The organism is uncultured Parasphingorhabdus sp., assembly GCF_963677535.2.
Classification (GTDB): Bacteria; Pseudomonadota; Alphaproteobacteria; order Sphingomonadales; family Sphingomonadaceae; genus Parasphingorhabdus.
Map to the genome: position 1 here is coordinate 368,124 of NZ_CAXXUT010000001.1, position 24,700 is coordinate 392,823.

The 24,700-nt window shown below is 58.0% G+C and carries 21 protein-coding genes; 11 read left to right on the forward strand and 10 right to left on the reverse strand.

Features of this window, described 5'->3' with window-relative positions:
• The first annotated feature begins 10 nt into the window (after positions 1-10).
• Both ACHZCJ_RS01765 and phoU read left to right on the forward strand, forming a co-directional pair.
• Positions 11-1,057, forward strand: coding sequence for a substrate-binding domain-containing protein (locus ACHZCJ_RS01765; protein ID WP_201295637.1), 1,047 nt, complete (start codon positions 11-13; stop codon positions 1,055-1,057).
• A gap of 241 nt (positions 1,058-1,298) precedes the next feature.
• Entirely contained in the window at positions 1,299-2,027 is a 729-nt protein-coding gene (phoU, locus tag ACHZCJ_RS01770; RefSeq protein ID WP_321323373.1) for a phosphate signaling complex protein PhoU, read from the forward strand.
• Positions 2,028-2,060: 33 nt separating this feature from the next.
• On the opposite strand, the gene ACHZCJ_RS01775 is transcribed toward phoU, so the two are convergent.
• Together ACHZCJ_RS01775 and ACHZCJ_RS01780 are read right to left on the reverse strand one after the other, a co-directional pair.
• Complete coding sequence (locus ACHZCJ_RS01775; RefSeq protein WP_321323375.1) at positions 2,061-3,455, reverse strand: porin; 1,395 nt, start codon at positions 3,453-3,455, stop codon at positions 2,061-2,063.
• A gap of 163 nt (positions 3,456-3,618) precedes the next feature.
• Entirely contained in the window at positions 3,619-3,795 is a 177-nt protein-coding gene (locus ACHZCJ_RS01780; protein WP_321323377.1) for a hypothetical protein, read from the reverse strand.
• A 455-nt stretch (positions 3,796-4,250) separates the two neighbouring features.
• On the opposite strand from ACHZCJ_RS01780, the gene lepA reads away from it, so the two are divergent.
• Both lepA and ACHZCJ_RS01790 read left to right on the forward strand, forming a co-directional pair.
• Positions 4,251-6,056 carry a translation elongation factor 4 gene (gene lepA, locus ACHZCJ_RS01785; RefSeq protein WP_159643297.1) on the forward strand — a complete coding sequence of 602 codons (1,806 nt, stop codon included), beginning with the start codon at positions 4,251-4,253 and terminating at the stop codon, positions 6,054-6,056.
• Positions 6,057-6,199: 143 nt separating this feature from the next.
• Positions 6,200-6,415 carry a hypothetical protein gene (locus ACHZCJ_RS01790; RefSeq protein WP_159643295.1) on the forward strand — a complete coding sequence of 72 codons (216 nt, stop codon included), beginning with the start codon at positions 6,200-6,202 and terminating at the stop codon, positions 6,413-6,415.
• Positions 6,416-6,417: 2 nt separating this feature from the next.
• Here the strand turns inward: ACHZCJ_RS01790 and ACHZCJ_RS01795 are convergent, their stop codons facing one another.
• From ACHZCJ_RS01795 to prfB, 5 genes are all read right to left on the reverse strand, one after another.
• On the reverse strand, positions 6,418-7,209 hold the full coding sequence (locus ACHZCJ_RS01795) for a class I SAM-dependent methyltransferase (RefSeq protein ID WP_394700008.1): 792 nt from the start codon (positions 7,207-7,209) through the stop codon (positions 6,418-6,420).
• A gap of 101 nt (positions 7,210-7,310) precedes the next feature.
• Positions 7,311-9,524, reverse strand: a complete 2,214-nt coding sequence (locus ACHZCJ_RS01800) for a xanthine dehydrogenase family protein molybdopterin-binding subunit (RefSeq protein ID WP_321323380.1) — start codon at positions 9,522-9,524, stop codon at positions 7,311-7,313.
• Complete coding sequence (locus ACHZCJ_RS01805) at positions 9,521-10,510, reverse strand: xanthine dehydrogenase family protein subunit M (RefSeq protein ID WP_321323382.1); 990 nt, start codon at positions 10,508-10,510, stop codon at positions 9,521-9,523. Before ACHZCJ_RS01805 ends, ACHZCJ_RS01800 begins: the two co-directional genes overlap by 4 nt.
• On the reverse strand, positions 10,507-11,016 hold the full coding sequence (locus ACHZCJ_RS01810) for a 2Fe-2S iron-sulfur cluster-binding protein (RefSeq protein ID WP_159643289.1): 510 nt from the start codon (positions 11,014-11,016) through the stop codon (positions 10,507-10,509). Before ACHZCJ_RS01810 ends, ACHZCJ_RS01805 begins: the two co-directional genes overlap by 4 nt.
• Before the next feature lie 262 nt (positions 11,017-11,278).
• Positions 11,279-12,406 (reverse strand): peptide chain release factor 2, encoded by a 1,128-nt coding sequence (prfB, locus tag ACHZCJ_RS01815; RefSeq protein ID WP_159643287.1) that lies wholly within the window; start codon positions 12,404-12,406, stop codon positions 11,279-11,281.
• Positions 12,407-12,687: 281 nt separating this feature from the next.
• On the opposite strand from prfB, the gene ACHZCJ_RS01820 reads away from it, so the two are divergent.
• From ACHZCJ_RS01820 to ACHZCJ_RS01835, 4 genes are read left to right on the forward strand one after another with little or no spacing between them, the layout of a single operon-like run.
• Positions 12,688-14,085 (forward strand): circularly permuted type 2 ATP-grasp protein, encoded by a 1,398-nt coding sequence (locus ACHZCJ_RS01820; RefSeq protein WP_159647920.1) that lies wholly within the window; start codon positions 12,688-12,690, stop codon positions 14,083-14,085.
• 13 nt (positions 14,086-14,098) lie between these two features.
• Positions 14,099-15,049 (forward strand): alpha-E domain-containing protein, encoded by a 951-nt coding sequence (locus ACHZCJ_RS01825; RefSeq protein ID WP_321323386.1) that lies wholly within the window; start codon positions 14,099-14,101, stop codon positions 15,047-15,049.
• A 2-nt stretch (positions 15,050-15,051) separates the two neighbouring features.
• Entirely contained in the window at positions 15,052-15,852 is an 801-nt protein-coding gene (locus ACHZCJ_RS01830; protein WP_321323388.1) for a transglutaminase family protein, read from the forward strand.
• 32 nt (positions 15,853-15,884) lie between these two features.
• Positions 15,885-16,622: a peptidase gene (locus ACHZCJ_RS01835; protein ID WP_321323390.1), complete on the forward strand. Its 738-nt coding sequence runs from the start codon at positions 15,885-15,887 to the stop codon at positions 16,620-16,622.
• On the opposite strand, the gene ACHZCJ_RS01840 is transcribed toward ACHZCJ_RS01835, so the two are convergent.
• Both ACHZCJ_RS01840 and ACHZCJ_RS01845 read right to left on the reverse strand, forming a co-directional pair.
• Positions 16,619-18,640, reverse strand: a complete 2,022-nt coding sequence (locus tag ACHZCJ_RS01840; protein WP_321323391.1) for a GMC family oxidoreductase N-terminal domain-containing protein — start codon at positions 18,638-18,640, stop codon at positions 16,619-16,621. The genes ACHZCJ_RS01835 and ACHZCJ_RS01840 overlap by 4 nt on opposite strands.
• 203 nt (positions 18,641-18,843) lie before the next feature.
• Entirely contained in the window at positions 18,844-19,611 is a 768-nt protein-coding gene (locus tag ACHZCJ_RS01845) for a CsgG/HfaB family protein (protein ID WP_321323393.1), read from the reverse strand.
• A 239-nt stretch (positions 19,612-19,850) separates the two neighbouring features.
• Between ACHZCJ_RS01845 and ACHZCJ_RS01850 the strand changes: the two genes are divergently transcribed.
• Entirely contained in the window at positions 19,851-20,564 is a 714-nt protein-coding gene (locus tag ACHZCJ_RS01850) for a hypothetical protein (RefSeq protein WP_321323395.1), read from the forward strand.
• A gap of 117 nt (positions 20,565-20,681) precedes the next feature.
• Positions 20,682-21,986 carry an FAD-dependent oxidoreductase gene (locus tag ACHZCJ_RS01855; RefSeq protein WP_321323397.1) on the forward strand — a complete coding sequence of 435 codons (1,305 nt, stop codon included), beginning with the start codon at positions 20,682-20,684 and terminating at the stop codon, positions 21,984-21,986.
• Here the strand turns inward: ACHZCJ_RS01855 and ACHZCJ_RS01860 are convergent.
• Positions 21,983-22,876, reverse strand: a complete 894-nt coding sequence (locus tag ACHZCJ_RS01860) for an alpha/beta hydrolase (protein WP_321323399.1) — start codon at positions 22,874-22,876, stop codon at positions 21,983-21,985. The two genes, ACHZCJ_RS01855 and ACHZCJ_RS01860, sit on opposite strands and share 4 nt — an antisense overlap.
• 79 nt (positions 22,877-22,955) lie before the next feature.
• Between ACHZCJ_RS01860 and ACHZCJ_RS01865 the strand changes: the two genes are divergently transcribed.
• Complete coding sequence (locus tag ACHZCJ_RS01865) at positions 22,956-24,698, forward strand: D-aminoacylase (RefSeq protein WP_321323401.1); 1,743 nt, start codon at positions 22,956-22,958, stop codon at positions 24,696-24,698.
• The last annotated feature ends 2 nt before the right edge of the window (positions 24,699-24,700 follow it).

A 24,700-nucleotide genomic window follows, 5' to 3' on the forward strand; every position in this document is an offset into this window, starting at 1 on the left:
GGAATTATTGATGAAAACGAAATTTGCACTAATCGCGATGTCCGCACTGGCACTGGCCGGTTGTGAAAACCAGGCCGGCAACAGCGGCGGCGGCGGTAGCCGGGACCAGATCCGCATCGTCGGCTCCTCGACGGTCTTTCCGTTTGCCAAGGCTGTGTCGGAAAATTTCGTCGCCATGGGCAGCTTCAAGGCCCCGGTATTGGAATCGACCGGAACCGGCGCGGGCATGAGCCTTTTCTGCTCGGGTGTTGGCGCCGATACGCCCGATATCGAAAATGCTTCGCGCCGAATGAAGGCTTCCGAATTTGAACTGTGCGAGACAAATGGGGTGACCGACATTGTCGAGATCAATATCGGCATCGACGGCATCGCTGTGGCGCAATCCAAAGAAGGGCCGAGCTTTGCCCTGACCCCCGAACAGATTTACAAGGCGATCGCCGCCAAGCCGTTCGGCAAGGAAAATACCACCAAGAACTGGTCGGATATTGATGCGTCGCTGCCCTCTCTGCCGATCAGCGTCTACGGCCCGCCATCGACATCGGGAACCCGCGACGCACTGACCGAACTGATCATGGAAGTAGGCTGCAAGACCGACGCCGGGACCAAGGCGCTCAAGGAAAGCAACAAGGAGGAATATGAAGCCATCTGTCACGAGATTCGCACCGATGGCCCCTATCTGGACACGGGCGAGAATGACAATCTCATCGTCCAGAAGCTGAAGTCCAACCCCAATGCGGTCGGAATTTTCGGCTACAGCTTCCTCGAGGAAAATCTCGATACCGTGCGCGGGATTGATATTTCCGGCGTCACGCCAAGCTATGACGCGATCGCTTCGGGTGAATATCCCGGTGCACGGCCGCTTTATATCTATGTGAAGAAACAGCATGTCGGCGTCATTCCCGGTATCCAGGAATATGTCACCGAATTCGTCAACGCGGGGACCCGCGAAGGCTATCTGGTCAAGGCCGGGCTGATCGCTTCGCCCGACGCGACCCGGGAGTCGATGAAAAAAGCAGCCGAAACCCTGCCGCTGCTGAGCAAGGATGTTTTGAAATAGGCGACCCCTTATCGCCTGATCCAAACATGGGTCATCTCCCGAACTAGACATATGCGGATTTGATCCGAGGGGCCGTTGGTAACAACGGCCCCTTTTTCATGGGCGTTAGCGGGACCGAACCGGCCGCTCGGGATTGTTGCAATACTGCCGGATATCGCCGCTCGAAGGGCGAGAAGGCAAATATATTGCTTTTTATATGACATTTTTGTTACAATAGCGGAAGCCGCAACAAGGATGTCTTATGAATCTCAGCACCGCCCAGCATACCGTGACCGCTTTTGATGCGGAAATTCACGATCTCCGGGCGATGGTTCTGGAGATGGGAGACAAGAGCACCGCTGCGATTGTCCGCTCGATCGAGGCGCTCGCGCACAATGATCTGGCGCTGGCCGAAGCCGTTGTCGCCGACGATCGCGATATTGACGAACTGGAGCGGCGTATTGATGCCCTGTCAATCCAGACAATCGCCTTGCGCGCACCGATGGCGGATGACCTGCGCCATCTGATCGCAACCTTCAAGATTTCCAGCATTGCCGAGCGGATTGGCGACTATGCCAAAAATATTGCCAAGCGCGTGCCGCTGGTCTCCGAATCCAGCCGCAAGGTCGAGCCAGCTTCGCTGCTCCCCTCAATGGCAAACATCGCCGCCGAGCTGGTCCGGGATTCGTTCAAGGCCTATGCCGATGGCGACGCCGATCTGGCGGTTTCGGTCTGGGCGAGAGACCAGACGCTGGACCATTTTTACACCAGCATTTTCCGCGCGATTATCACCTATATGGTAGAGAATCAGGCCTATATCAGCGAATCCGCCCATTTGCTGTTCATCGCGAAAAATCTCGAACGCATCGGTGACCATGCCACCAATATCGCTGAACTGACCTATTTCGCGGAAACCGGACGGCAAATGCCCGATCGCCACAAGGGTGACGATGTTGGCGCGATATGGCCCGAGCAGCAGGCTGCCGAATAGCGGTAAGCGGCTGGCCCGCAGCAGGGATGACTATCAGAAGCTGATCTGGAATCGTCCGGCGAGACTGTCGACAGAATAGTCGTTATCGCCGGCCGCCAGGATCGCCGCATTGTCATAGTCCAGTCGGGAATAACTCAGCAGGAAGCGAACATAGTCGACCGGCGTCCAGATAAGCGACGCCTGATAGGCATCCTGCGTGCCGCCGACAAAGCCGGCATTGATCAGGTCGAGCCGGTCATAGCGGACATTGACCTGCCACGCGCCAAGACCGCCCTGGCCGACGGGATTGGACACTTTCACGCCCTTGAATACGCCTTCCTTGTAGCCGCGAGTGTCGTCGGTGAGGAACAGGCCGGCCTCGACCGCACCACCGAAGAAGGTCGGATCGGCAAGCGCGCCGCTACGGTTCAGGTTGAGCCAGTGGCCCTCTGCAGCGGCGTGGAACCGTCCGGATATGACCGCAGCCTCCAGCCCGTAGCTGGTCTCTGATTCAGCGTCCGCGATATTGCCGGTGTCGATGAAGCGCGTGTCGGTAAAATGGACTGCCGGGCGCTGGCGATAGCGGCGCGAGCTGACCGCGTCGCCCAGATCGCGATAATGGTAGGACGCCCCGAAATGCGCCTGTGCGTCGCCAAATTTAGGCATCGCCACCGCGCGCAGGTCAAAGCCGATGCTATTGTCCTCGTCATTGTTCAAATCGTCGATATCGGTGGTGAAGACGCCCGCCTGGAAAAGCAGGTCCGAAACACTATATTGCGCGGAAAGTCCGACCCGCCGTTCGAAACCGAAAGCATCTGTATAGGCAGCGCGTTCGATAAAGCTCGTGTCATTGCTGCTCGAAAGCTCTTCCAGCCCCTGGAACGTGTTGTGCTGGCCCGCCGTCACCGTCAGCCCGCCGTCCTGATAGGTAAAAAAGGCATCCGTCAGGTTGATCTCGTTGCCGGCAAAATCCGCTTCCAGCTTGTAGCCGAAACCGCCCGGGATCGATCCCGAAGCGCCGAGCCGGATGCGCCGGGCTTCATTGGCAAAACCGAGACCGGCGTCGTTGATCGAATCCGGCGCATTGACGGTACCAAAGTCATAGAGCATCCGTCCGCGCGGTTTGAAGCTCCAACCGTCTTCGCCCTTGATCTCCGGCGCGCCCTTGAAGGCGATCTTGACCGGCTTCTGCTGCTCCAGCTTTTCTTCGGTCGCAGACAGCTTGGCCTCGGTCGTAGCGATCGCGCTGGTCGAGGCCTGCTGCGTCTTCTGCACATTGTCGAGCTGCGCCTTCAGATCCGCGACTTCGCGCTCGAGCTGGTTCAGTTTGCTCAGCAGGGCCGCAGCCTGCTCGGCGGAAATCGGTTCCGCCATCGCCGATGCCGGATGAAGCGCGATCGCCGCGGTCCCGGCCAGCAGGCCTATGGTCTTAAGCACAGTTTTAGTCATAATCACTGGTCCACTGCATTTGCATTGCATGTTGGTGAGCGAAATATGACCACTGCATTTCCCTTTCATGGCATATTTATTGCACCTTTGTGACAGAAGGCAAAGATGCCCCGCGAGGGCCAATTGCAGCCAGGACCTCATCCACCGCTGGCAAGGCCGCAGGTCAATCTATATCAGGTAGCCGTCGCTTGCCCTTGGTCCGGCTGGTCAGATGATATTGGAAGCAGCGGTCACAAGCATAGGGGCGCAGATCGATGGTCGCAACTTGCGCCACCGCGATAGCGTCCGCCTCGCTGGCAAAGCGCTTTTTCTTGCGGCAGATGGCGAGGCGGGTGCGCATGGGGTGGATTTAGCGGCTTGCGGAGAAGCGGGCAAGCGACCCTTTCCTCCGTGCCGCGCAGCGGTGGGGAGGGGGACCATCCGCAGGATGGTGGAGGGGTTCCAAAAGGCTTTCCTACAGGTTCTGGCTTGTGGCATATCCTCAGGCGGCTCTTTGACAATAAAATCCTCTTTGCCCGTTCCTGGAAAAGCGGAGCGGGACGGTCTGTCACTGCCTGCGGTTTTCCCGTTTCCGCCTCGTTCAGTCTCACTGCTCCGAAACTGAACAAGCGGCATTTGCGGGCATGAACTGCTGCGCGAATCCCGCCCGAAAAACCCCGGAAGTTTTGCGATTCATAACAGTGTAAAGTTTGTAAAGTTCGATTGGCGGCGCGGGATGAAATCGTGGCGAAAATGTCGGGTGCGGCGCGGACGTTTCCTGCTGACAAGGGCTTGCGCCCCTGCTAACGGCTGGCCATGACCGAACGTTCCCATATCCGCAATTTCTCCATCATCGCCCATATCGATCATGGCAAATCGACGCTCGCCGACCGGCTGATCCAGCATACCGGCGGGCTGACCGAGCGCGAGATGAGCGCGCAGGTGCTCGACAATATGGATATCGAGCGCGAACGCGGGATCACGATCAAGGCGCAGACGGTGCGGCTGAACTATACGGCGAAGGACGGTGAGACCTATGAGCTCAGCCTGATGGACACGCCTGGCCATGTCGACTTTGCCTATGAGGTTTCGCGGTCGTTGGCGGCCTGCGAAGGGGCGCTGCTGGTGGTCGATGCGGCGCAGGGCGTGGAAGCGCAGACTCTGGCCAATGTCTACCAGTCGATCGAGCATGATCACGAGATCATTCCGGTGCTCAACAAGATCGATTTGCCAGCCGCCGAGCCGGAGCGGGTGCGCAACGAGATCGAGGAAATCATCGGGCTCGACGCCTCGGACGCGGTGATGGCAAGCGCCAAGTCGGGGATCGGCATCGAGGATATTCTCGAGCAGATCGTCACCAAAATCCCCCCGCCTGGGGGCGACCGCGACAAGCCGCTGAAGGCGATGCTGGTCGACAGCTGGTATGATCCCTATCTCGGCGTGGTCATTCTGGTGCGGGTGATCGACGGGGTTCTCACCAAGGGGCTGAAGATCAAGTTCATGGCGCAGGGCACCGAGCATCTGGTCGACCGCGTCGGCTGCATGCGGCCGAAGATCGAGCAGCTGCCGGAACTGGCGGCGGGCGAGATCGGCTTTATCACGGCGCAGATCAAGGAAGTCAGCCAGACCGCGGTCGGTGACACGATCACCACGGTGAAAAATCCCGCGACCGAGCCGCTGCCGGGCTTCAAGGAAGTGCAGTCGGTGGTCTTCTGCGGTCTGTTCCCGGTCGATGCTGCGGATTTCGAGAAATTGCGCGAGAGCATCGGCAAGCTGCGGCTGAACGACGCGAGCTTCACTTTCGAGATGGAGACCAGTGCGGCATTGGGACAGGGATTCCGCTGCGGTTTTCTGGGGTTGCTGCATCTGGAGATCGTTCAGGAACGGCTGACCCGCGAATATGATCTCGACCTGATCACCACCGCGCCGTCGGTGGTCTACCGGATCGAGATGAACGACGGCAGCGAGATGTTCCTGCACAACCCGGCGGATATGCCGGACGTGGTCAAGATCCGCGAAATCGAGGAGCCGTGGATCGAGGCAACCATCTATTGCCCCGACGAATATCTCGGCGGGATATTAAAGCTTTGCCAGGACCGGCGCGGGGTGCAGAAGAATCTGACCTATGTCGGCGACCGGGCGCAGGTTGTCTACGAACTGCCGCTCAACGAGGTGGTGTTCGACTTTTACGACCGGCTGAAGAGCATCTCGCGGGGCTATGCCAGCTTCGACTATCACCAGATCGGCCTGCGCACCGGCCAGCTGGTCAAGATGAACATCATGGTCAACGGCGATCCGGTCGACGCGCTGAGCATGATCGTCCACCGCGACGCTGCCGAGGCGCGCGGCCGGCACATGTGCGAGCGGCTGAAAGACCTGATCCCGCGGCATCTGTTCAAGATCCCGGTGCAGGCGGCAATCGGCGGCAAGGTGATCGCCCGCGAGACCATCTCGGCTATGCGCAAGGACGTCACCGCCAAATGCTATGGTGGCGATATCAGCCGGAAGAAAAAGCTGCTCGAGAAGCAGAAGAAGGGCAAGGCGAAGATGCGCGAATATGGCAATGTCAGCATCCCGCAGGAGGCCTTTATCGCCGCGCTGAAAATGGGTGACGAGGGCTAGGCCAGCGATCCGGCAAGGATATTGTATCGTCATATATCTTCGTGCATCATATCGTAAAGAGGCTTGAAACCATATGTAACATTCTGTATGCTGCACCTGCGAGATACGCATCAGGGTCGCATCTGACTTGCGGGAAGCATTGAATGTTCGATTTTTTCGAATCCGATTATCGCCGGGCCAAGGATGCTCGGGAAATCAAGTCCTATTTTGCGAGATATGGCGAGCAAGCCATTGATATTCTGGCAGAACGGGCGAGCGATAGAGACCTGTGCAGCCGGGACCGGCGTCACTGGCGGCGCTTGGCGCGAAAGGCACGACGCAGACAGGGCAAATCGGGCACCCGGCTAAGTGCCGGCTGATATCAGCCCTTGTCCGGTTGATAGGGGCAGGGCGTGATGTCGCCCGGCGCCAGAGCCGGCCCCTTCGCCCGAAATCGCGCGAAATAGCCGCCGAGTTCTGGCCGTTCCATGAAGCCGACGAGTTCGTAACCGACGGCCTCGAACTCGCAGAACAGCTGTTTGGGCGGGATACCGTGCTGCGAGAAATCGCGATTGACGTCGACCACGATTACCTCGCCCGGATCCTGATTGTCCGTCTTGCCAAGCAGGGCCGGTCGCAGGCGGGACAGGAAGGCATAAGGTTCGCGGACCTCATGATACATGTGGACCAGGAATATCCGGTCGAAACTATTCTCGGGCAGCCGTGGATCATCCGGCGCGCCCAGCTTGATCGAGACATTGTCCAGGCTTTCCCGGTTGACCCGCTCGGCCAGACGGTCGATCGCTTCCTCGTCGATATCCTGCGCCAGGACCCGTCCTGAAGCACCCACTTTTTCGGCCAGACGCACCGTATAATATCCTTCACCCGCGCCGATATCGGCGACCGTCATCCCGGTCTCCAGTCCTGCAGCCTTCATAATCTCTTCCGCCTCGCCGCGCTTGTCGCGGGCGGTCTCGGTCGACCACTGGTTGCCGGCCAGTTCCGATACCGGTCGCGAGGCAGGAGGATAGGCGCGGGCGGTTTCTGCGCGCAGATCATCCTCGTCCGGCAGGCGCTTGCAGGCTCCGAGTGGTGCGGTCATCAGCATCAGGACGATCAGGGCCGCAATCGGCCGGGCAGGCGACCATGCTATTCGGTTCGGATAATTTCTCATCACGAGAAGACTAGGCGAGCAGAAGGTCCGGTTCAATCCCTGTTTGCCACCATGCTGGCATAGCATTCTCCCCAGCTTCGACTAACGATGGACAGCTAATATCATTGCTGCTGATCGGGCAATCCCTCCAGCAGCTTGTCGAGCGTCGCAGGATAGTCGCGGACCCGGATCCCGGTGGCGTTATAGATCGCATTGGTGACCGCGGCGGCGGCTCCGCAGATGCCCAGTTCGCCGATTCCCTTGGCCTGAATCGGGCTGGCAAATTCGTCGCGCTCCTTGAGCAGGACAACCTCGATCTGCGGCACGTCCAGATTGACCGGGATATGATATTCGGCGAGATCATGGTTGACGATATGGCCGTCGCGGTTGTCGAAGGCCAGCTCTTCGGTCAGCGCGCTGCCGATGCCCCAGATCATGCCGCCATAGCATTGCGATGTCGCGGTCTTCTCGTTCAATATCCGCCCTGCGCCAAATACGCCGAGCATCCGCTTTACCCGTGTTTCCCCGGTGATCGTGTTGACTGCAACTTCGGCAAAATAGGAACCGTAGGTCGCCTGTTGCCAGTCCTCCAGCGTCTTGCCGGGTTCGATATGGCCAATCGCGGAAATCTCTTCTCTATCCAATATGACGGCCAGCGATTGCGCCGATTCTCCCGTTCCCGCCTTGCCGTCTGCAAGTTCGAGGTCACGTTCGTCGCTGCCAAGCTTGTCCGAAAGCTTTCTGCGGATTTCTTCACAGGCCAGAAAGACCGCCGAGCCTGAAGAGGAGGCGCCCCAAGACCCGCCCGAGCCGGGTCCCGCCGGAAAATCGGTGTCGCCAAGCTTCGTTTCAACCTTGTCGGCCGGCAGACCCAGCATGTCGCAGGCAATCTGCGTCAGTATCGCGTAGGTTCCGGTACCGATGTCGGTCATGTCGGTTTCGACCACGGCGCTTCCGTCTGCCTGCAGAGTCACTTTGGCCTTGGCCTCCGAAAGGACGTTGATCCGGGCTGCGCCCGCCATGCCGTGTCCAATCAGCCAGTCGCCTTCACGCAGGGTTCCGGGTTTTGCGTTACGCTTGTCCCATCCGAACCGTTTCGCGCCCTCGTCGAGCGCCTCGGTGAACCGGCGGGACGAATAGGGTATATCCTTCTCCGGATGCTGTTCCGGGATATTGCGCTTTCTGAGCTCGATCGGATCGATACCGGCGGCTTCCGCCAGTTCGTCCATCGCATTTTCCAGAACCTGCATGCCGACCGCTTCGCCCGGCGCGCGGACCGAGCCGCCGCAGGTTCGGTTGAGACGAGCGACTTCGATGCCGAGCTTGCGATTTTTACCGCCGTACAGGAAATGGGTGGCCTGGGTGACCGGTTCGTAAAATTCCTCGCCCGGCAGATTGGATACCAGACATTCATGTCCAAGGCCGGTAAGATCGCCGTCCTCGCCGCAGGACAGCCGCACATGCTGACGGGTTTCGGAGCGGCGCATGGTGGTTTCGAAAACCTGCTGGCGCGACAGGGTCACACAGACAGGCCGACCGATTTCCTTCGCCGCTATGGCTGCCGCGACGGCTTCCGGTGAAAGACCCAGTTTCGAGCCAAAGCCGCCACCGACAAAGGGCGAGAGCATGCGGATATTATCCGCGCTGATATGCAGCGCGTCTGCCAGTTCGTTGATGTTGAAATTCAGCATCTGATAACTGCCGCGCAGGGTGAGCTTGTCGCCCTCCCAGCTGGCAATCGCGCAATGCGGCTCCATCGCGGCGCTGTTATGGCCGGGTGTGCGATAGACCTGATCGACGGTGAAAGCGGCGTCGCGCATCGCCTGATCAAGGTTGCCCTGTTCCAGCTCGTCATCTTCGGGCTTGTCTGTTTCGGTGCCTGCTGCCTCGGGGTCAAAGGCTGCATTGCCTTCTGTTTCGTAGCCGATTTTCAGATTGTTCGCGGCATGGCGCGCCTGTTCGAAAGTGTCGGCTACCACCAGTGCGATCGGCTGGCCGAAATAGTCGACCTGTTTCGATCCCTGCGGTGGCGCTTCATTGGCACCGCCTTGCGCCGGTCGCCGCAGCAGGCGATCGTCGGTGATCACGGCGTGTATCGCATCGTCCGCCAGAATCTCGTCGCTGGCGACATCGGTGACGCGTCCCTTGGAGATTGTCGCGCGCGCCAGCACGCCGTGGACCATGTCCGGGACGTCCCATTCGTGCGCATAGGTTGCCTGGCCGGAGACCTTGAGCGGGCCGTCGGGGCGGTCCATCGCTGTCCCGACCAGTCCCTGACGCATATCATCCAGACGGTTGCGAGAGTCCGGTTTGTCCATTTTCCGATGCGCGTTCATGATGCGGCTCCTGTCTGTGTCGCTTCTTTCAGAACGGAAATCAGAACGCGTCTGGTCAGCGGTATCTTGAAATCATTGCTGCCATAGCCCTGCGCTTCGGCGAGCAATTGGTCGGCAGCCTGGCCGAACAGTTCGGCGGACGGCTGCTGGCCGACCAGCAATTTTTCCACCGCTTCGTCACGCCATGGCTTGTGGGCCAGTCCGCCAAAGGCCAGCGCGGCGCTGGCTATTGTGTCGCCATCCATTTTTACGATGGCAGCCACCGAGCAGAGCGCGAAAGCATAAGAGGCGCGATCGCGGACTTTCTGGTAAATCTGTTTGCCCTCGACCGGAGTTGGCAGGATCACCGCGGTGATCAGATCGCCGGGCTCGAGGATATTGTCCTTCTCCGGATGGTCTCCGGGCAGCAGGTGAAATTCCCGCACCGGAACGTGTCGGATATCGCCGGATTTGTCCTCGATTTCGACCTGGGCATCCAGCGCCGCCATCGCGACCGCCATGTCGCCGGGATAGGTGGCTATGCAGGCGTCGCTCGCGCCCAGGATGGCGTGGATTCGGTTGAAGCCTTCCATCGCCTGACAGCCGGAGCCCGGCTCGCGTTTGTTGCAGGGCATCGCAGTATCGTAGAAATAATAGCAGCGGGTGCGTTGGCACAGATTGCCGCCGGTCGTCGCCTTGTTGCGCAGCTGTCCGCTGGCTCCGGCAAGAATGGCACGCGACAGGACAGGGTAATCGTCACGGATGCGCTTGTCGGCGGCGCAATCGCTGTTGGTCACCAAGGCACCGATCCGCAATTCGCCATCATCGGTCTCGCTGATCTCGGAGAGATCGAGCCGGTTGATATCGACAAGCTTGTCGGGCGCCATCACCTCGAGCTTCATCAGGTCGAGCAAATTGGTCCCGCCGGCGATGAAGGTCGCATTATTCGCTGCTTGGGCGGTTGCATCGGCGCGCTCGGTGGCTTTCGCATATTCAAAGGGCTTCATGACTGTTCTCCGGCGGCCTGACGGATCGCATTGACGATATTGGGATAGGCGGCGCAGCGGCAGAGATTGCCGCTCATCCGTTCCGATATCTCTTCGTCGCTCAATTCTGCGGGACCGTCGAGGTCGTCGGAAACAAAGCTTGGCCATCCGGCCCTGGCTTCCTCGATCATAGCCGTGGCCGAGCAGATCTGGCCTGGTGTGCAATAGCCGCACTGGAAACCGTCATGCGCGACAAAAGCGGATTGCAAAGCAGACAGATTGTACGGCTGGCCGATGCCCTCGATCGTCGTGATTTCGTCACCGTCATGCATGCAGGCCAGAGTCAGGCAGGAATTGACCCGCCGTCCCTCGACGATGACGGTGCAGGCTCCGCATTGACCATGGTCGCAACCCTTCTTGGTGCCCGTCAGGCCGAGATGGTTGCGCAGCGCATCGAGCAAGGTGACGCGGCTGTCGGCCTCCAGCTTGTGCGCTTTTCCGTTTACGACAAGTTCGGTGCTTTCCATTTAACGGCGTCCTTCCCAAGAGTGGCGACGTAACATGCGCGAACTGGCCGGAGACAAGGTCTCGTATCGATGATCATGGTCAGCTGCGGGTCGATATCGCGTAGTGTCTGCCTGTCCTACGTTTTGGACGGGCCATGGGTTCCATTCGGGATGGCTTTAGGCGCGGCTTGCGGATGTGATGTAGCGCAGCTTTATCTATAACCTGTGTTTTCAGGTTGTATTTCTGGAGATGGGCCCCTGCCTGAGCAGGGGCAAACGCTCCCTAATCCACATCCTCGACATCGACCGCTTCGCCCGTCACCTTCTGTGCGAGCGTCGCGGCGATGAAATCGTCCAGCGCGCCGTCGAGCACATCACCGGGGGCGCTGCTGGTGTGGCCGGTGCGCAGGTCCTTGACCATCTGATAGGGTTGCAGGACATAACTGCGAATCTGGTGGCCCCAGCCGATTTCAGTCTTGGCTTCATATTCGCCCGAGGCTTCGGCTTCGCGGCGCTGCAGTTCGGCCTCGAACAGGCGCGCTTTCAACATGCCCATCGCGGTGGCGCGGTTCTTGTGCTGGCTGCGGTCATTCTGGCTGGCGACGACGATCCCGGTCGGCTGGTGGGTGATGCGCACGGCGCTGTCGGTGGTGTTCACGTGCTGGCCGCCGGAACCGGAGGCGCGATAGGTGTCAATCTTGAGGTCGCTCTCGTTGATCTCGACCTCGAAACTGTCGTCGATCACCGGATAGACCCAGACGGAGGAAAAGCTGGTGTGGCGCTTGGCGGCGCTGTCATAGGGCGAGATGCGGACCAGCCGGTGCACGCCGCTTTCGGTCTTGGCATAGCCATAGGCATTTTCGCCCTTGACCTCGATCGTGGCGGATTTGATGCCGGCCTGGTCGCCGGCCTGATAATCCACCATGGTGACCTTGTAGCCGCGTGCCTCGGCCCAGCGCTGGTACATGCGCAACAGCATTTCGGCCCAGTCCTGGCTTTCCGTGCCGCCGGCGCCGGCGTGGATTTCGATATAGGTGTCGAGACCGTCGGCCTCGCCGGAGAGCAGAGCCTTAACCTTGTCGCGGTCGGCGCGGGTCGCGAGTTTCTCGAGCGTGGCTACGCCTTCGTCAGCGAGGGCGGCATCGCCTTCTTCCTCGGCCATTTCAATGAATTCAATTGCGTCGTCGCGTTCCTGCTGGATTTCCTGCGCAGCGCTGATCGATTCATCGAGGCGGCGGCGTTCGGTCATCACCGCCTGGGCAGCGCTCTGGTCGTCCCACAGCGTCGGATCCTCGACCCTAGCATTGAGCTCGTCGAGACGGCGCAGGGCAACGTCCCAGTTGAGGGCGGTCTTGATCAGGGAAAGGGCGGCGTCGATCCGGTCGACAAAGGCTTGCGCGTCGGCACGCATGATATTCTCCAAAAATAGTCGCAGCAGCGATTAGACGATATCGGCGGGAAGTAAAGTATTGTGGAGCCTAGCCGGATGACGAAAGCGCCATAGAGCGAACCGAGATCGTCCGGGATCGCAGGCAGGGCGGCGCGCTTTTCAACTTCTCCCCGCAAATGCGTGCCGATCCTGCTGCCGGATTTCTCTATTTCCTTTGCTTCCCATGATCGGTTGCGTTAGCTTCGATGCGGGAGGACAGGTTTTCACGCTTCGATTGAGGGGGAATTTGCTTGTTCGATGAAATGCTGGGTAGCGGGGACGACGTCCGACCACCGTACCGAGACTATAAAAGCTGGCTTGACCGGGAGAATGTCAAGCGTCTGCACCGCAAATCTGCTGACGCGGAAGCTTTTTTCCGGAAAACCGGGATCACCTTCAATGTTTACGGAGAGGACGAGGCCGACGAACGGTTGATTCCCTTCGACGTTGTACCGCGGGTGCTGTCCGCGCGCGAATGGCGCAAGTTGTCAAAGGGCATCGAACAGCGAGTCCGGGCGATCAATGCATTCCTCTACGACATCTATCATCGGCAGGAGATATTGCGGGCGGGCAGGGTGCCGGTTGAACTGATCGCGAACAACGAAGCCTTTCTCCCGCAAATGATCGGCGTAAATCCGCCGGGAGGCATTTACACCCATATCATCGGCACGGATATTGTCCGGACCGGTGACGAGGAATTCTATGTTCTCGAGGATAATGCGCGGACCCCGTCAGGGGTCAGCTATATGCTCGAAAACCGCGAGACCATGTTGCAGATGTTCCCCGAGCTATTCGCCAGGATCAAGGTTCAGGAAGTCAGCAATTATCCCGGACAGTTGCGGCGGTCGCTCGCCGCTTGTGCACCACCGAAATGCGAAGGCAAACCGGTCGTTGCGGTGCTGACTCCGGGTATTTACAATAGCGCCTATTTCGAACACAGTTTTCTTGCCGACCAGATGGGCGTTGAACTGGTCGAGGGCCATGATCTCAAGATTGTCGACGGTCGCGTCGCCATGCGAACGACCGAGGGATATACCGCGATTGACGTGCTTTACCGCCGGATTGACGATGAATATATCGACCCGCTCAATTTCAATCCGCAATCGATGCTCGGCGTACCGGGAATATTCGATGTCTATCGATCCGGTGGCATCACCATCGCCAATGCGCCCGGTACCGGAATATCTGACGACAAGGCGCTCTATAGCTACATGCCGGATATCGTCGAATTCTACACCGGCGAAAAACCGTTGCTAGAAAATGTGCCGACCTGGCGCTGTTCGGAAAAGGATCAGCTCGCTTACGTGCTGGAACATCTGGAAGAACTGGTCGTCAAGGAGGTGCACGGATCGGGCGGCTATGGCATGCTGGTTGGACCGGCGGCTTCAAAAAAGGAAGTCGCCGCCTTCCGGGCCAAGCTGATCGATAATGCCAGCAACTATATCGCCCAGCCAACCCTCGCGCTCTCCACCGTACCGATCTTCACCAAGAAAGGGCTGTCGCCGCGTCATGTCGACCTCAGGCCGTTTGTGCTCGTCTCTCCCAGCGGTATCAGTATCACCCCTGGCGGTCTGACCCGAGTGGCGATGACCAAAGGTTCGCTGGTCGTGAACAGCAGTCAGGGCGGAGGCACCAAGGATACTTGGGTGCTGGAAGAATGAGGGAGCGTATCTGATGCTGGGAAAAACAGCCGCCAGCCTGTTCTGGATGTCGCGCTATCTCGAGCGGGTTGAGAATAGCGCACGCTTTATCGAAGCAGGATTCCGGATCGCACTGACCCGCTCCGCTTCTGCGAGTGACGAATGGTCTTCGGTGCTCAAGTCTTCCGGCGTATTGCAAGCCTATCGCCGCAAGCATGACGATTTTGATTCGGTCAATGTCATCGATTTTCTGCTCCGCGACAGGGACAATACCAACAGTGTCATGGCATTAACGAAAAAGGCCCGGGACAGCGCGCGTACGGCGAGAACCGCGCTGACACGAGAAGTTTGGGAAGCAACCAACGAGAGCTGGATTACATTGAATGCGGCTATGGCCAAACCGGTCAGGGAACAGGATCTTCCGGAAACGCTGGGGTTGATCCGGAATCAGAGCGCCCTGGTTCGGGGTGCGACGCTCGGCACGATGCTGCGCAATGACGGTTTCAATTTCCTCAGGCTCGGCAGCTTCCTGGAACGGGCAGACAGTACCGCCCGCATTCTCGACGTGAAATATTATCTATTATTGCCATCGGTCGCCCTAATCGGATCATCGGTCGATAATGTACAATGGGAGACGATCCTGCGATCGGTTTCGGCGCATCGCTCGTTTCGCTGGCTCAATGGTCCGGATATCAGCGCGCAAGCGGTTGCCGACTATCTGATCCTGCACCGTCAAATGCCCCGATCGCTGACATTCTGCTACGCCAAGATCAGCGACAACCTGAACTATATCGATCATAATTACGGGATAAAAAGCCGCTCCGGTGAATTGGCGCACGAAATTTGCACTGACATTCTGAGACGGCCAATCGAGGCGATTTTCGATTATGGTCTGCACGAGTATATCGCGGATTTTATCCGGGCCAATAATGGTCTTGCCGCGCAAATCGAAACAGACTTTAATTTTCACGACAGGGTCGGATAATCATGCTGCTGAAGATCAATCACGAAACCCGTTATGTTTATGACACGCCAGTGCAATATGCATTGCAACAGGTCCGTTTGCGGCCAAAGCAACGGCCGGGGAATGATATCAAGAACTGGGATATCGAAATCGAGGGTGGCAAGGTGGAGCTGTCTTTTGAAGACCACCATTGCAATCATGTCGACCTGATCAGCATCGAGCGGGGCCGCAAGCAAATTGCGATCCGGTGCACCGGCGAGGTTGAGAATAGCAATGGCAGCGGCATCATGGGATCGCATGCAGGCTTTGCGCCCCTCTGGTATTTCAAAGGGGCGACCGAGCTCACCAGGCCCGGTTCGCGAACCAGAAAGCTGGTGAGATCAATCGGCGATGATTTCGAGAGCGATGTTGCCAAGTTGCATGCCCTGTCGGCAGCTGTGCTGGACAAAGTTGCCTATCGCACGGGTAAGACGGATGCCGGTACGGACGCCGAAACCGCGCTCAAGGCAGGAGAAGGGGTCTGTCAGGATCACTGTCAAATATTTTGCGCCGCAGCGCGTTTGCTCGGATTTCCCGCACGCTATGTTTCCGGATATCTTATGATGAGTGACCGAATAGATCAGGATGCGACCCACGCATGGGCAGAGGTTCATGTGGATGGACTGGGCTGGGTCGGTTTTGATGTTTCCAATGGCTATTCTCCCGATGAACGCTATGTACGCATCGCTACCGGGCTTGATTACCGGGAAGCATCGCCGATTTCCGGACTGCGATACGGGGCCGGAAATGAAGATATGATTGTCACGCTGCAGGTTCAGCAGTAATCCTGTTTTCAAGCTAGTTCGGGAATTCAAAAATGACTTATTGCGTAGGTTTGCGGATGAAGCGCGGCCTTGTCTTCATGTCGGACACGCGCACCAATGCCGGCGTCGACGATATTGCCCAGGTCAAGAAAATGACCAGTTGGGAAGTGCCCGGCGAGCGGGTCATCACGCTGCTTTCTGCGGGCAATCTGGCGACTACTCAGGCCGTGGTCAGCCTGCTCGACGAGCGCGGAAAGCATCCCGATGAACGAAATCCCTCTATTCTGCAGGCGCCGTCGATGTTCCAGGTCGCCACGATCATCGGCGAGACCCTGCGGGAGGTGGTTAAAACCTATTCCCGTGAAGGACAGGAATCCAAGTCTCCCTTTGGCGCTACGCTCATTCTTGGCGGCCAGATCAAAGGCAGCGATCCGAGGCTGTTCCTGATCTATCCTGCCGGCAACTTCATCGAGGCCAGCGATGACAGCCCCTTTTTCCAGAGTGGAGAAACCAAATATGGTCGTCCAATTCTGGTTCGCGGCTTTGATCCGGACATGTCCTTTGAAAATGCCGTGAAATTACTTCTGGTTTCTTTCGATTCGACTATTAGGGCTAATCTTGCGGTGGATCTGCCGCTTGACATGCAGGTTTATGAAACCGACAGTTTCGCGACCAGTCACCAGCAACGGATCGAAAAAGAGGATGCCTATTTCCAGGCAATCTCGACCGGTTGGGGGGATGCGTTGAAAAACGCGTTTCAGTCGTTGCCCGATTTCACTTTTCAGGACTAGCCGAAACGTCTTTTGCCGGCCATCGCCCTGTGCGCCATAGCCATCGTGGTCAGTTGCGCGTTGACCCGGATGCAACTGGGCATCACGCTGGCATCGGTGACATAGCAATTGGTCGTATTATGCACGCGCTGGTTGAGATCGACGACGCCCCGGTGCGGGTCTTCGTTGATTGCATTGCCACCATGGGGATGGGAACTTGACAAGACGACATCGTCGGGCTCGACGATCGCTTTTTTGTAAAAGGCATCGATCGCCTCATGGCTCATATCGGCAGTCAGCGTCTGGCCGCGGAGCAGGGCAGGGTAGACTTCGATCGCGCCATTGAGGAAGTGGACCTTGGTCATGGTCGCCAGCGCGCGGCGCAGCAATGCCAGTTCCGGCTCGCCGATCTTGAGCTTGAGCTTCCCGTTTTTCATGTGGCCGAGCCGGTCAGCAGGGAACAGGACTCCGGCCGAGACCAGCCGGCTATAATTTTTCATTCGTTCATAATGATCCTCGAACCAGCCCGGTACCAGCATGGCCATGCTCATTGGCGGCTGGAAATGGCTTTCGATCAGGAAGTCACCGCGATCGATATAGGTCGCCATCTGGTCTTCGTCCCATGCGTTGACTCTCGTGCCTTCGGGCATCAGCGCAACGACGGGGCAGGCGATGTTGAGCGAAATATTGCTGCCCGATTGGAGGATGCCGCTGTTGTACAGCAAATTGCTGGAGGCCAGCGCACCTGCCGCAACGACCACACCCTTTCGGGCCCGAATGACCCGCTTGCCACCCCCTTTCAGAGTGATTTTGACAGCATCGGCAATGCGTTTTCCGTTGGCACCTTCGGTCCATAAAATTTCGGTTGCTTCTGCCCGGTCCAGTATACGAGCCGGTTTCTCGCGCGCATTGCTGGTCGCGTGCGCCAAGTAGCTTTCCGGCATGGCTTTCTTCCGGCCATAGGGGCAGCCGGTGTTGCAATAGCCGCAATAGACACACTGGCTGTCTGGTGTCGGCGGACCATAATTTTTTCGAAACCAGGCGGTGATGGCGGTCTTGTCCATCGGGTCGCCCGATTGGGCAGCATATTTTGTCCAGCCGTTGATCAGGTGCGGGCCATTGTTGCGGCCGGTGATTATGTCGATCTCGGAAACATTGAGCATCTGTTCGACCGCATCATAGCTGGCAGCCAAACTGACTTCGCTTATCGGCGCGCCCAGCCGAGCCCAAGTTTCATAAACATCTTCCGCATCCGGGTGGACCAGGCCATCCTGTTTCATGCGCAGACAGATGCCGTTGTTTATGACGGTAGAACCGCCCACCACGCGGCCTTGAAACACGATGATGTCACGGTCGGCCGTGGTCTGCAGTCCGCCATCCTTGAATAGCCGCGCGGTCATTCTGGCTTCTTCGTGGGTCAGCCGCGATGATGGATAGTGGCTGCCGGCCTCGATGATCAATGCCCCATGTCCTTCGTCGGCCACCGCAGCTGCCGCGACGGCACCACCGGCACCCGAACCGATGACTATGACATCTGCCTCTTCCGGGATCGCGCCATGCCCGACAAACACGTCTGCAGTCAGATCGCGGTGCGTTTCGCGGCGGACCGGTCGCTCGCCCGGGGCCGATCGGTCACGCTGTGCCGGCAGTTGGAAATCGAGGTCGACCAGGACCGGATTGTCGAAATTCTCCTCTTCATCACCATGCTGCCAATGGCCGTAATATCCAGCCAGTATGACGCCCTTGGTGCGGGCAATGTCCTGAAGAAAATCGATCCGAGATTTCTGCAGGCGTCTGCCGATCAGCTTCTTCCGTATTCTGGGCGACGCCGCGAGAAAGAACGGGCCGCCGAGGACCAGGAACAACCCGTAAAGGGCCAACCGGATTTCGTCCGGCTTCTGGCCGTCGATATTGGTAAAATGTTCCTGCAGATTCTCCACGACCTGATCGGCTGAAACTGCCATCTTCCGGTTATAGAATAGCGCCTCCGCCATCGCCTTTATCATCAGCGCCTGTAGTCGATTGAACGGCTTCCGCACTTTTCCTCTCCCTCAATGCGACCGGGTCAGCAGCCTAGCCAAGTTTTCCCCTTGCGGGCTTGCCACTGCCAAATGGACCCGATCATTGTCCGTCGCTATCCACGGATCGTCCTCTGGCCGCTATTGGAGAGCACGGGATTCTGATAGAAACCCGGCGCCAGAATTGAAGGCGCCGGGTCTGTCTTTTCGTGTATTGACTGGGCCTATTCCGCTTGGGGTGCTGCTGCGCTCGGATCCACCGGGAGCCCGCCTAGCTGGGTAACAAGCAAGGTATATGCGTCGAGATAGGCGAGCGCCATGACCCGGCCTATTTGGGTGTCGGTATATCCGCCGCCTGCTGCACCGACGAGAGCACCGCCAAGAAAGGCACCGCCGCCACCGCCAAAGCTGACGTCGGATGTACGCTTATAGCCTTCCACCGTTCGTTCGATCTCGGTCGTGCGGACATTGACCAGGGAAAGCGTGACATTCGCTTCCTTTTTGTTGACTTTGAGTCCGCCAACCAGACCGCCAAAAGTGCGTCCGCCGAGCGCACCGGCCAGTCCGCCAAGGGCTCCGCCACCGCCGGAGTTGCTGTTGGCCGAAATGATATCGGGTATGAGGACATAGTCTGCGGCCTTGACCTGACGTTTGCCGAGGTTTGATCCTCTCTGCAACTCTCCATCATCGCCGAGCGCCCGTTCGACCGCGCGTGCGGCCAGGCCTGAACCACGGTCGACCAGGCCGAAGCATCCCGATCGTTGCACAAAAGTCTTGATCAGTGCTTCCGGCGAACCGATCTTATAGCTTCTCCACCACTTTACCTCTGGTTCCACGACCGCGATCGTTCCCAGCTTGACTGTGCAAACGGGGATTTGTGCGGTAGCGCGATCTTGCGCCTTTTGGCCTTTGGATTTTCCGGCTGCCATTGCCGTTCCGCCCGTTAATGCAAGCGACGAGACCGCAGCAAGGGTCAAAATTCTCTTCAACATGTGTATTCCTCCGGTTTGATCCCGACTTCAAAACTTTCCCATGCGGAAGCTTGTCTCTAAATCAGGATGAATGGTTTGCGACCCCGTGGCTTACAATTTGAAATATACTGAATAATCCTCCCAGACTATGACTTGGATCATAGTATCGTCATATTTTTAAGGTCAAGGCCGGTTTTCAATATCATTCATCCATGGTATCGCATTTTCTCACGGGAACGATTGAAACGGTAGTTCACGCCATGATTAGAATTGTACGAAATATTATTGCCGGCTGCGTGCTTGTCGCAAGCGCCGGACATGCGCAAGAGCCGATTGATCCCGATAATCCCACCTGTCCGATCGCGCCGAACTGGTCGAATAACGAGACAATGGTGCTGACTCCCAAAATGGTCGGAGACACCAAGATTTTGCTGGCTGAAGGAGCCGTGGATGCAGACCTGCCGGACCGGATGCGAAAGATGCTGTCTGATAATCCGGACATAACCGAAATCTGGTTGCGGTCTTCCGGCGGTAATGCGCGGGCCGGAAATGAAACCGGCAGAGTGATCCGCGAAGCCGATGCGCTCATCATCACCCGTATTCCTCAGGGCTGGACCTGTTTTAGCGCCTGCAATTTTGTGTTCATGGGCGGCAGGGCCCGGATCGTCGAGCCCGGTGCCCACTTCATGGTGCATATGTTCACCATGACCAACGACCGCAACGCAATCAACTACAGCATCGAAATGGGCACGGATTCGACCGTCGGGCTGATTGGCGAAGTCGAGCAGCAGAGCGCGCTGCTGGCGACCGAAGATAATGACTTCCTGATCCGGATGGGTGTATCGCGAAAATTGCTGTCGGAGATCATGTACCAGACCAATGCGGTGAAAACCGAGGATGGTGACGGATCGACCCGGCGCTGCCTGACCAATGAGGAAGCGTTGCGCTATAATGTCGCCAATGTCAGCGGCTAGGCGGCCTTCTGCAACATTCCGGCCTCATGAAATTGACAGCACCCTTTTGCTTTTCTTTTGTAATTAAGACGTTAGCATGACCGCATAATCGGGCAACCTAATGGGGGAGGCAGAACGATGCGGCATATTGCGATCATAGGATCTGGGCCAGCAGGCTATTATTCGGCGGAAGCGGCGCAAAAGAAATTCGGCGAGGAAGTCGCTGTCGACATCATCGATCGCTTGCCCGTTCCCTTCGGCCTGATCCGCACCGGCGTCGCGCCCGACCATCAGTCGATCAAGGCCGTGTCGCGGCGTTATGAAAAAACCAATCTCGGCGACAATGTCCGATTTGTCGGTAATGTCACCGTTGGCGAGGATGTCAGTGTTGCGGAACTGCAGGACCTCTACGATGCCGTGGTCCTGGCAACCGGTGCACCAAATGACCGAGCCCTGGATATTCCTGGCAGCGACCTGAAGGGTGTCATCGGCAGTGCCGCCTTTGTCGGATGGTATAACGGTCATCCGGATTTCAAGGATCTTGATCCGCCACTGGATGCCAAATCGGTGGCGATCATCGGCAATGGCAACGTCGCACTTGATGTCGCGCGGATATTGGCAAAGACGGAAGATGAGTTTGCGGGCAGCGATATTGTCGGTCACGCGCTCGACGGGCTGAAGCAGAGCAAGGTCGAGAAGATCACCTTTCTCGGACGGCGCGGTCCGCATCAGATTGCAATGACGCCGAAGGAACTGGGCGAACTGGGGCAACTGGAACGAGCGAGACCGGTAGTTGACGGGGCGGATTTTCCGGAGCCCGGTGATGATGCCATGCTTGAGCCGGGAATGCGGAAATCGGTGACGCATTTGCGCAATTTCCAGAGCAAGGCGGCCGATGCGCAGCATAAGCCAATTGAGATTGTCTTCGACTTTTTTGCAATGCCGGTCGAAATTCGCGGCGATGATACAGTCGAAAAACTGATCGTTGAGAGAACCGAGCTCGACAAGGACCTGCGATCCATCGGTACCGGAGAACTCTACCAACTTGATTGTCAGATGGTGATCAGCTGCATCGGCTATCGGACGCCGCCGATTGAGGGCGTGCCCTATGAACATGGCCGCGGTCGCTTCGCCAATACTGATGGACGGATATTGCCGGGCCTCTATTGCGTCGGCTGGGCGCGCCGCGGGCCGTCGGGTACGATCGGTACCAACAAGCCGGACGGTTTTGCAATTGTTGATGCCATCGCGGAAGATATCGGTGCTGGTGGACGAAAAGCAGGTCGCGCAGCGCTGGATCGTCTCTTTGCAGAACGCGGCGTCGAAACCGTAACCTTCCGCGACTGGAAGAAAATCGAGGAAGCCGAAATCGCCCGCGCCAGAGAAGGCTCGCCGCGCGAGAAATTCACCGATATCGCCGATATGATCGCGGCGCGGGGTTAGCCGGGTAACCACTCTCGCAAAATCGCGTTGACCTTCTCTGGCGCTTCCTGTTGCACCCAGTGGGAAACAGCGGGCAGGCGTTGCAGTTTCAGATCGGGTACCCATTCTTCCGTGCCGTCGGTGCAGCGGATGTCGATCGCGGCGTCTTCCTCACCCCAGACCATCAGCGTTGGTATGTCGATCATACCATCGCCAATCTCCCGTGCATCGGGGGTACGAAGCAGGGCGCGATAATAGTTTATCATTGATCGCAGCGCGCCGGGGCGGTTGGCGGCGTCGGCATAGACTTGCAACTCGCTATCTGGGAAACGGCTCCTGTCGACGGCCATTTTGGAAAAGGCCTGTTTGACCGGCTGCGCTTCGTTTCGGCCGAGCATCTTCTCCGGCAGCCAAGGCAACTGGAAAAAGAAAATATACCAGCTTTTCTTTAACTGATACCAATGTTTCATTTCCCGCTGCGCGCATTTGGGATGGGGAACATTCATGATCACCAGTCGGGTCAGCGGACGGATTTTCAGAATGGCGAAATGCCAGGCGACGATTGCGCCCCAGTCATGGGCGATCAGGGTGACATCCTCTGCGCCGCTGGCGTCGATCAGCGCGGCGACATCCTGAACCAGAATGTTCAGCCGATAGGAATTCACTCCCTCCGGCTTGCTGGAACCGCCATAGCCGCGCAGATTGGGTGCACAGACCAAATAGCCCATTTCCACCAACAGCGGGATCTGGTGCCGCCACGAATAATTGAGTTCGGGAAAGCCGTGCAGACAGAGCGCCAGTTTCCCGCCGCTGCCGGCTTTTGCGACTTCAAAAGTCTGTCCATTGGCTTCGACCCGGTCGATCAAAATGCCGCTCGCCGGATCGGGCTGCCATGATAATTTTTCTACCATGCAGCAGAGGGTAACAGCAGATTGCTTTAATCATCTAGTTAAATCTGCTACGCTTGGCGAAATATACAGGAGAGACTCGATGCATGATTTGGTAATTCGTGGTGGTACGGTTGTGGATGGCACAGGCGGAGCGCCGTTTGTCGCCGATGTGGCGATCGACGGCGATCGCGTATCTCTGGTCGGGACGGTCGCGGCAAAGGGCCGTGAAGAGATCGATGCATCAGGAAAATTTGTTACGCCGGGCTTTGTCGACGTGCACACCCATTATGACGGGCAGGCGACCTGGGACGATGAAATGGCGCCTTCGAGCTGGCACGGCATCACCACAGTCGTGATGGGCAATTGCGGCGTCGGTTTCGCGCCGGCGCGTCCTGATCGGCATGAGTGGCTGATCAATCTGATGGAAGGCGTCGAGGATATCCCCGGCACCGCTTTGGCCGAAGGGATGAGCTGGAACTGGGAAACCTTCCCCGAATATCTCGACGAGCTGGAAAGAATGCCGCGCACGGTCGATGTCGCAACCCATGTGCCGCATGGAGCGGTCCGTGCCTATGTACTCGGTGACAGAGAGAAGCCCGGCGCGGTTCCTACCGAAGACGAAATCGAGCAAATGTCGAAGATCGTCGAGGACGGCCTGAAAGCCGGCGCTCTCGGATTCTCGACTTCGCGGACCATCCTGCATCGCAGCATTGACGGCGAGCTGGTTCCCGGCACGACCGCGACCAAGGAAGAATTGATCGGTATCGGCCGCGCGATGGGGCGGGTCGGTTATGGCGTGTTCGAAATGGCGAGCGATCTCAACAAGGAATGGGACGAATTTGGCTGGATGGGCGACCTCAGCCGCGAAACCGGCATGCCGGTGACCTTTGCGGCGCTGCAGTCGATCGCCAAGGAGCAGTCGCTCGACGAGCAGATCGCCAATATGCGGGCGGAAAATGACAATGGCGCCAATATCGTTGCGCAGATCGCGCTGCGCGGGAACGGCATTGTCATGGCCTGGCAGGGCACGGTGCATCCCTTTGTCCGTCACCCGAGTTGGATGGCGATGGAAGAGCTGAGCTGGGACGAGAAATATGCCAAGCTCAAGGATCCGGCGTTCAAGGCGCAATTGCTGAGCGAGACTGCCGAGATGCCGGAGCAGGTCGATATGGTGCCGGTCTTTATGGTGATCACACAAGGCTGGGCGGCGCAGTTCGAGATGGACGAGGATTTCGACTATGAACCGCAGGCCGATGAAAGCATCGCCGCGCGCGCCGAAGCCGCCGGAAAATCCGGCGCGGAATATGCCTATGATCTGATGATGGGAGATGACGGCAAGGGATTTATCTATCTGCCTCTTCTCAACTATATGGATGGCAATCTCGATTTTCTGGAGACCTTGCAGCAGGCGGATGACACGGTGAACAGCCTGTCCGACGGCGGCGCGCATTGCGGCACCATTTGCGACGCGGCCAGCCCGACCTTCATGCTCGAACATTGGGTGAAGAACCGCAAGCGCGGTACGATCAGCATCGAAAACGCGATCAAGCGGCAATGTCTGGATACGTCGCGGCTTTACGGTTTGAACGACCGCGGGGTTTTGAAGCCCGGCTATCTGGCAGACATCAATGTGATCGATATGGAACGGATCAAGCTTGGCAAGCCTTGGCTGGCCTTTGACTTGCCAGCGGGTGGCAAGCGCCTGCTGCAAAAGGCGAACGGCTATGATTACACGATCAAGTCGGGGCAGGTGACCTTTGAGGGCGGTGTCGTGACCGACAAGCGTCCTGGTGGGCTGATCCGTGGTCCGCAGGCTGTCGAAATGCGGGAAGCGGCGGAGTAGCG

What these genes read in the sequence shown, in the direction of transcription:
- ACHZCJ_RS01765 (WP_201295637.1), top strand. Translation starts at nt 11, where the DNA reads ATGAAAACGAAATTTGCACTAATCGCGATGTCCGCACTGGCACTGGCC.
- phoU (WP_321323373.1), top strand. Translation starts at nt 1,299, where the DNA reads ATGAATCTCAGCACCGCCCAGCATACCGTGACCGCTTTTGATGCGGAA.
- ACHZCJ_RS01775 (WP_321323375.1), bottom strand. Translation starts at nt 3,455, where the DNA reads ATGACTAAAACTGTGCTTAAGACCATAGGCCTGCTGGCCGGGACCGCG.
- ACHZCJ_RS01780 (WP_321323377.1), bottom strand. Translation starts at nt 3,795, where the DNA reads ATGCGCACCCGCCTCGCCATCTGCCGCAAGAAAAAGCGCTTTGCCAGC.
- lepA (WP_159643297.1), top strand. Translation starts at nt 4,251, where the DNA reads ATGACCGAACGTTCCCATATCCGCAATTTCTCCATCATCGCCCATATC.
- ACHZCJ_RS01790 (WP_159643295.1), top strand. Translation starts at nt 6,200, where the DNA reads ATGTTCGATTTTTTCGAATCCGATTATCGCCGGGCCAAGGATGCTCGG.
- ACHZCJ_RS01795 (WP_394700008.1), bottom strand. Translation starts at nt 7,209, where the DNA reads ATGAGAAATTATCCGAACCGAATAGCATGGTCGCCTGCCCGGCCGATT.
- ACHZCJ_RS01800 (WP_321323380.1), bottom strand. Translation starts at nt 9,524, where the DNA reads ATGAACGCGCATCGGAAAATGGACAAACCGGACTCTCGCAACCGTCTG.
- ACHZCJ_RS01805 (WP_321323382.1), bottom strand. Translation starts at nt 10,510, where the DNA reads ATGAAGCCCTTTGAATATGCGAAAGCCACCGAGCGCGCCGATGCAACC.
- ACHZCJ_RS01810 (WP_159643289.1), bottom strand. Translation starts at nt 11,016, where the DNA reads ATGGAAAGCACCGAACTTGTCGTAAACGGAAAAGCGCACAAGCTGGAG.
- prfB (WP_159643287.1), bottom strand. Translation starts at nt 12,406, where the DNA reads ATGCGTGCCGACGCGCAAGCCTTTGTCGACCGGATCGACGCCGCCCTT.
- ACHZCJ_RS01820 (WP_159647920.1), top strand. Translation starts at nt 12,688, where the DNA reads ATGCTGGGTAGCGGGGACGACGTCCGACCACCGTACCGAGACTATAAA.
- ACHZCJ_RS01825 (WP_321323386.1), top strand. Translation starts at nt 14,099, where the DNA reads ATGCTGGGAAAAACAGCCGCCAGCCTGTTCTGGATGTCGCGCTATCTC.
- ACHZCJ_RS01830 (WP_321323388.1), top strand. Translation starts at nt 15,052, where the DNA reads ATGCTGCTGAAGATCAATCACGAAACCCGTTATGTTTATGACACGCCA.
- ACHZCJ_RS01835 (WP_321323390.1), top strand. Translation starts at nt 15,885, where the DNA reads ATGACTTATTGCGTAGGTTTGCGGATGAAGCGCGGCCTTGTCTTCATG.
- ACHZCJ_RS01845 (WP_321323393.1), bottom strand. Translation starts at nt 19,611, where the DNA reads ATGTTGAAGAGAATTTTGACCCTTGCTGCGGTCTCGTCGCTTGCATTA.
- ACHZCJ_RS01850 (WP_321323395.1), top strand. Translation starts at nt 19,851, where the DNA reads ATGATTAGAATTGTACGAAATATTATTGCCGGCTGCGTGCTTGTCGCA.
- ACHZCJ_RS01855 (WP_321323397.1), top strand. Translation starts at nt 20,682, where the DNA reads ATGCGGCATATTGCGATCATAGGATCTGGGCCAGCAGGCTATTATTCG.
- ACHZCJ_RS01860 (WP_321323399.1), bottom strand. Translation starts at nt 22,876, where the DNA reads ATGGTAGAAAAATTATCATGGCAGCCCGATCCGGCGAGCGGCATTTTG.
- ACHZCJ_RS01865 (WP_321323401.1), top strand. Translation starts at nt 22,956, where the DNA reads ATGCATGATTTGGTAATTCGTGGTGGTACGGTTGTGGATGGCACAGGC.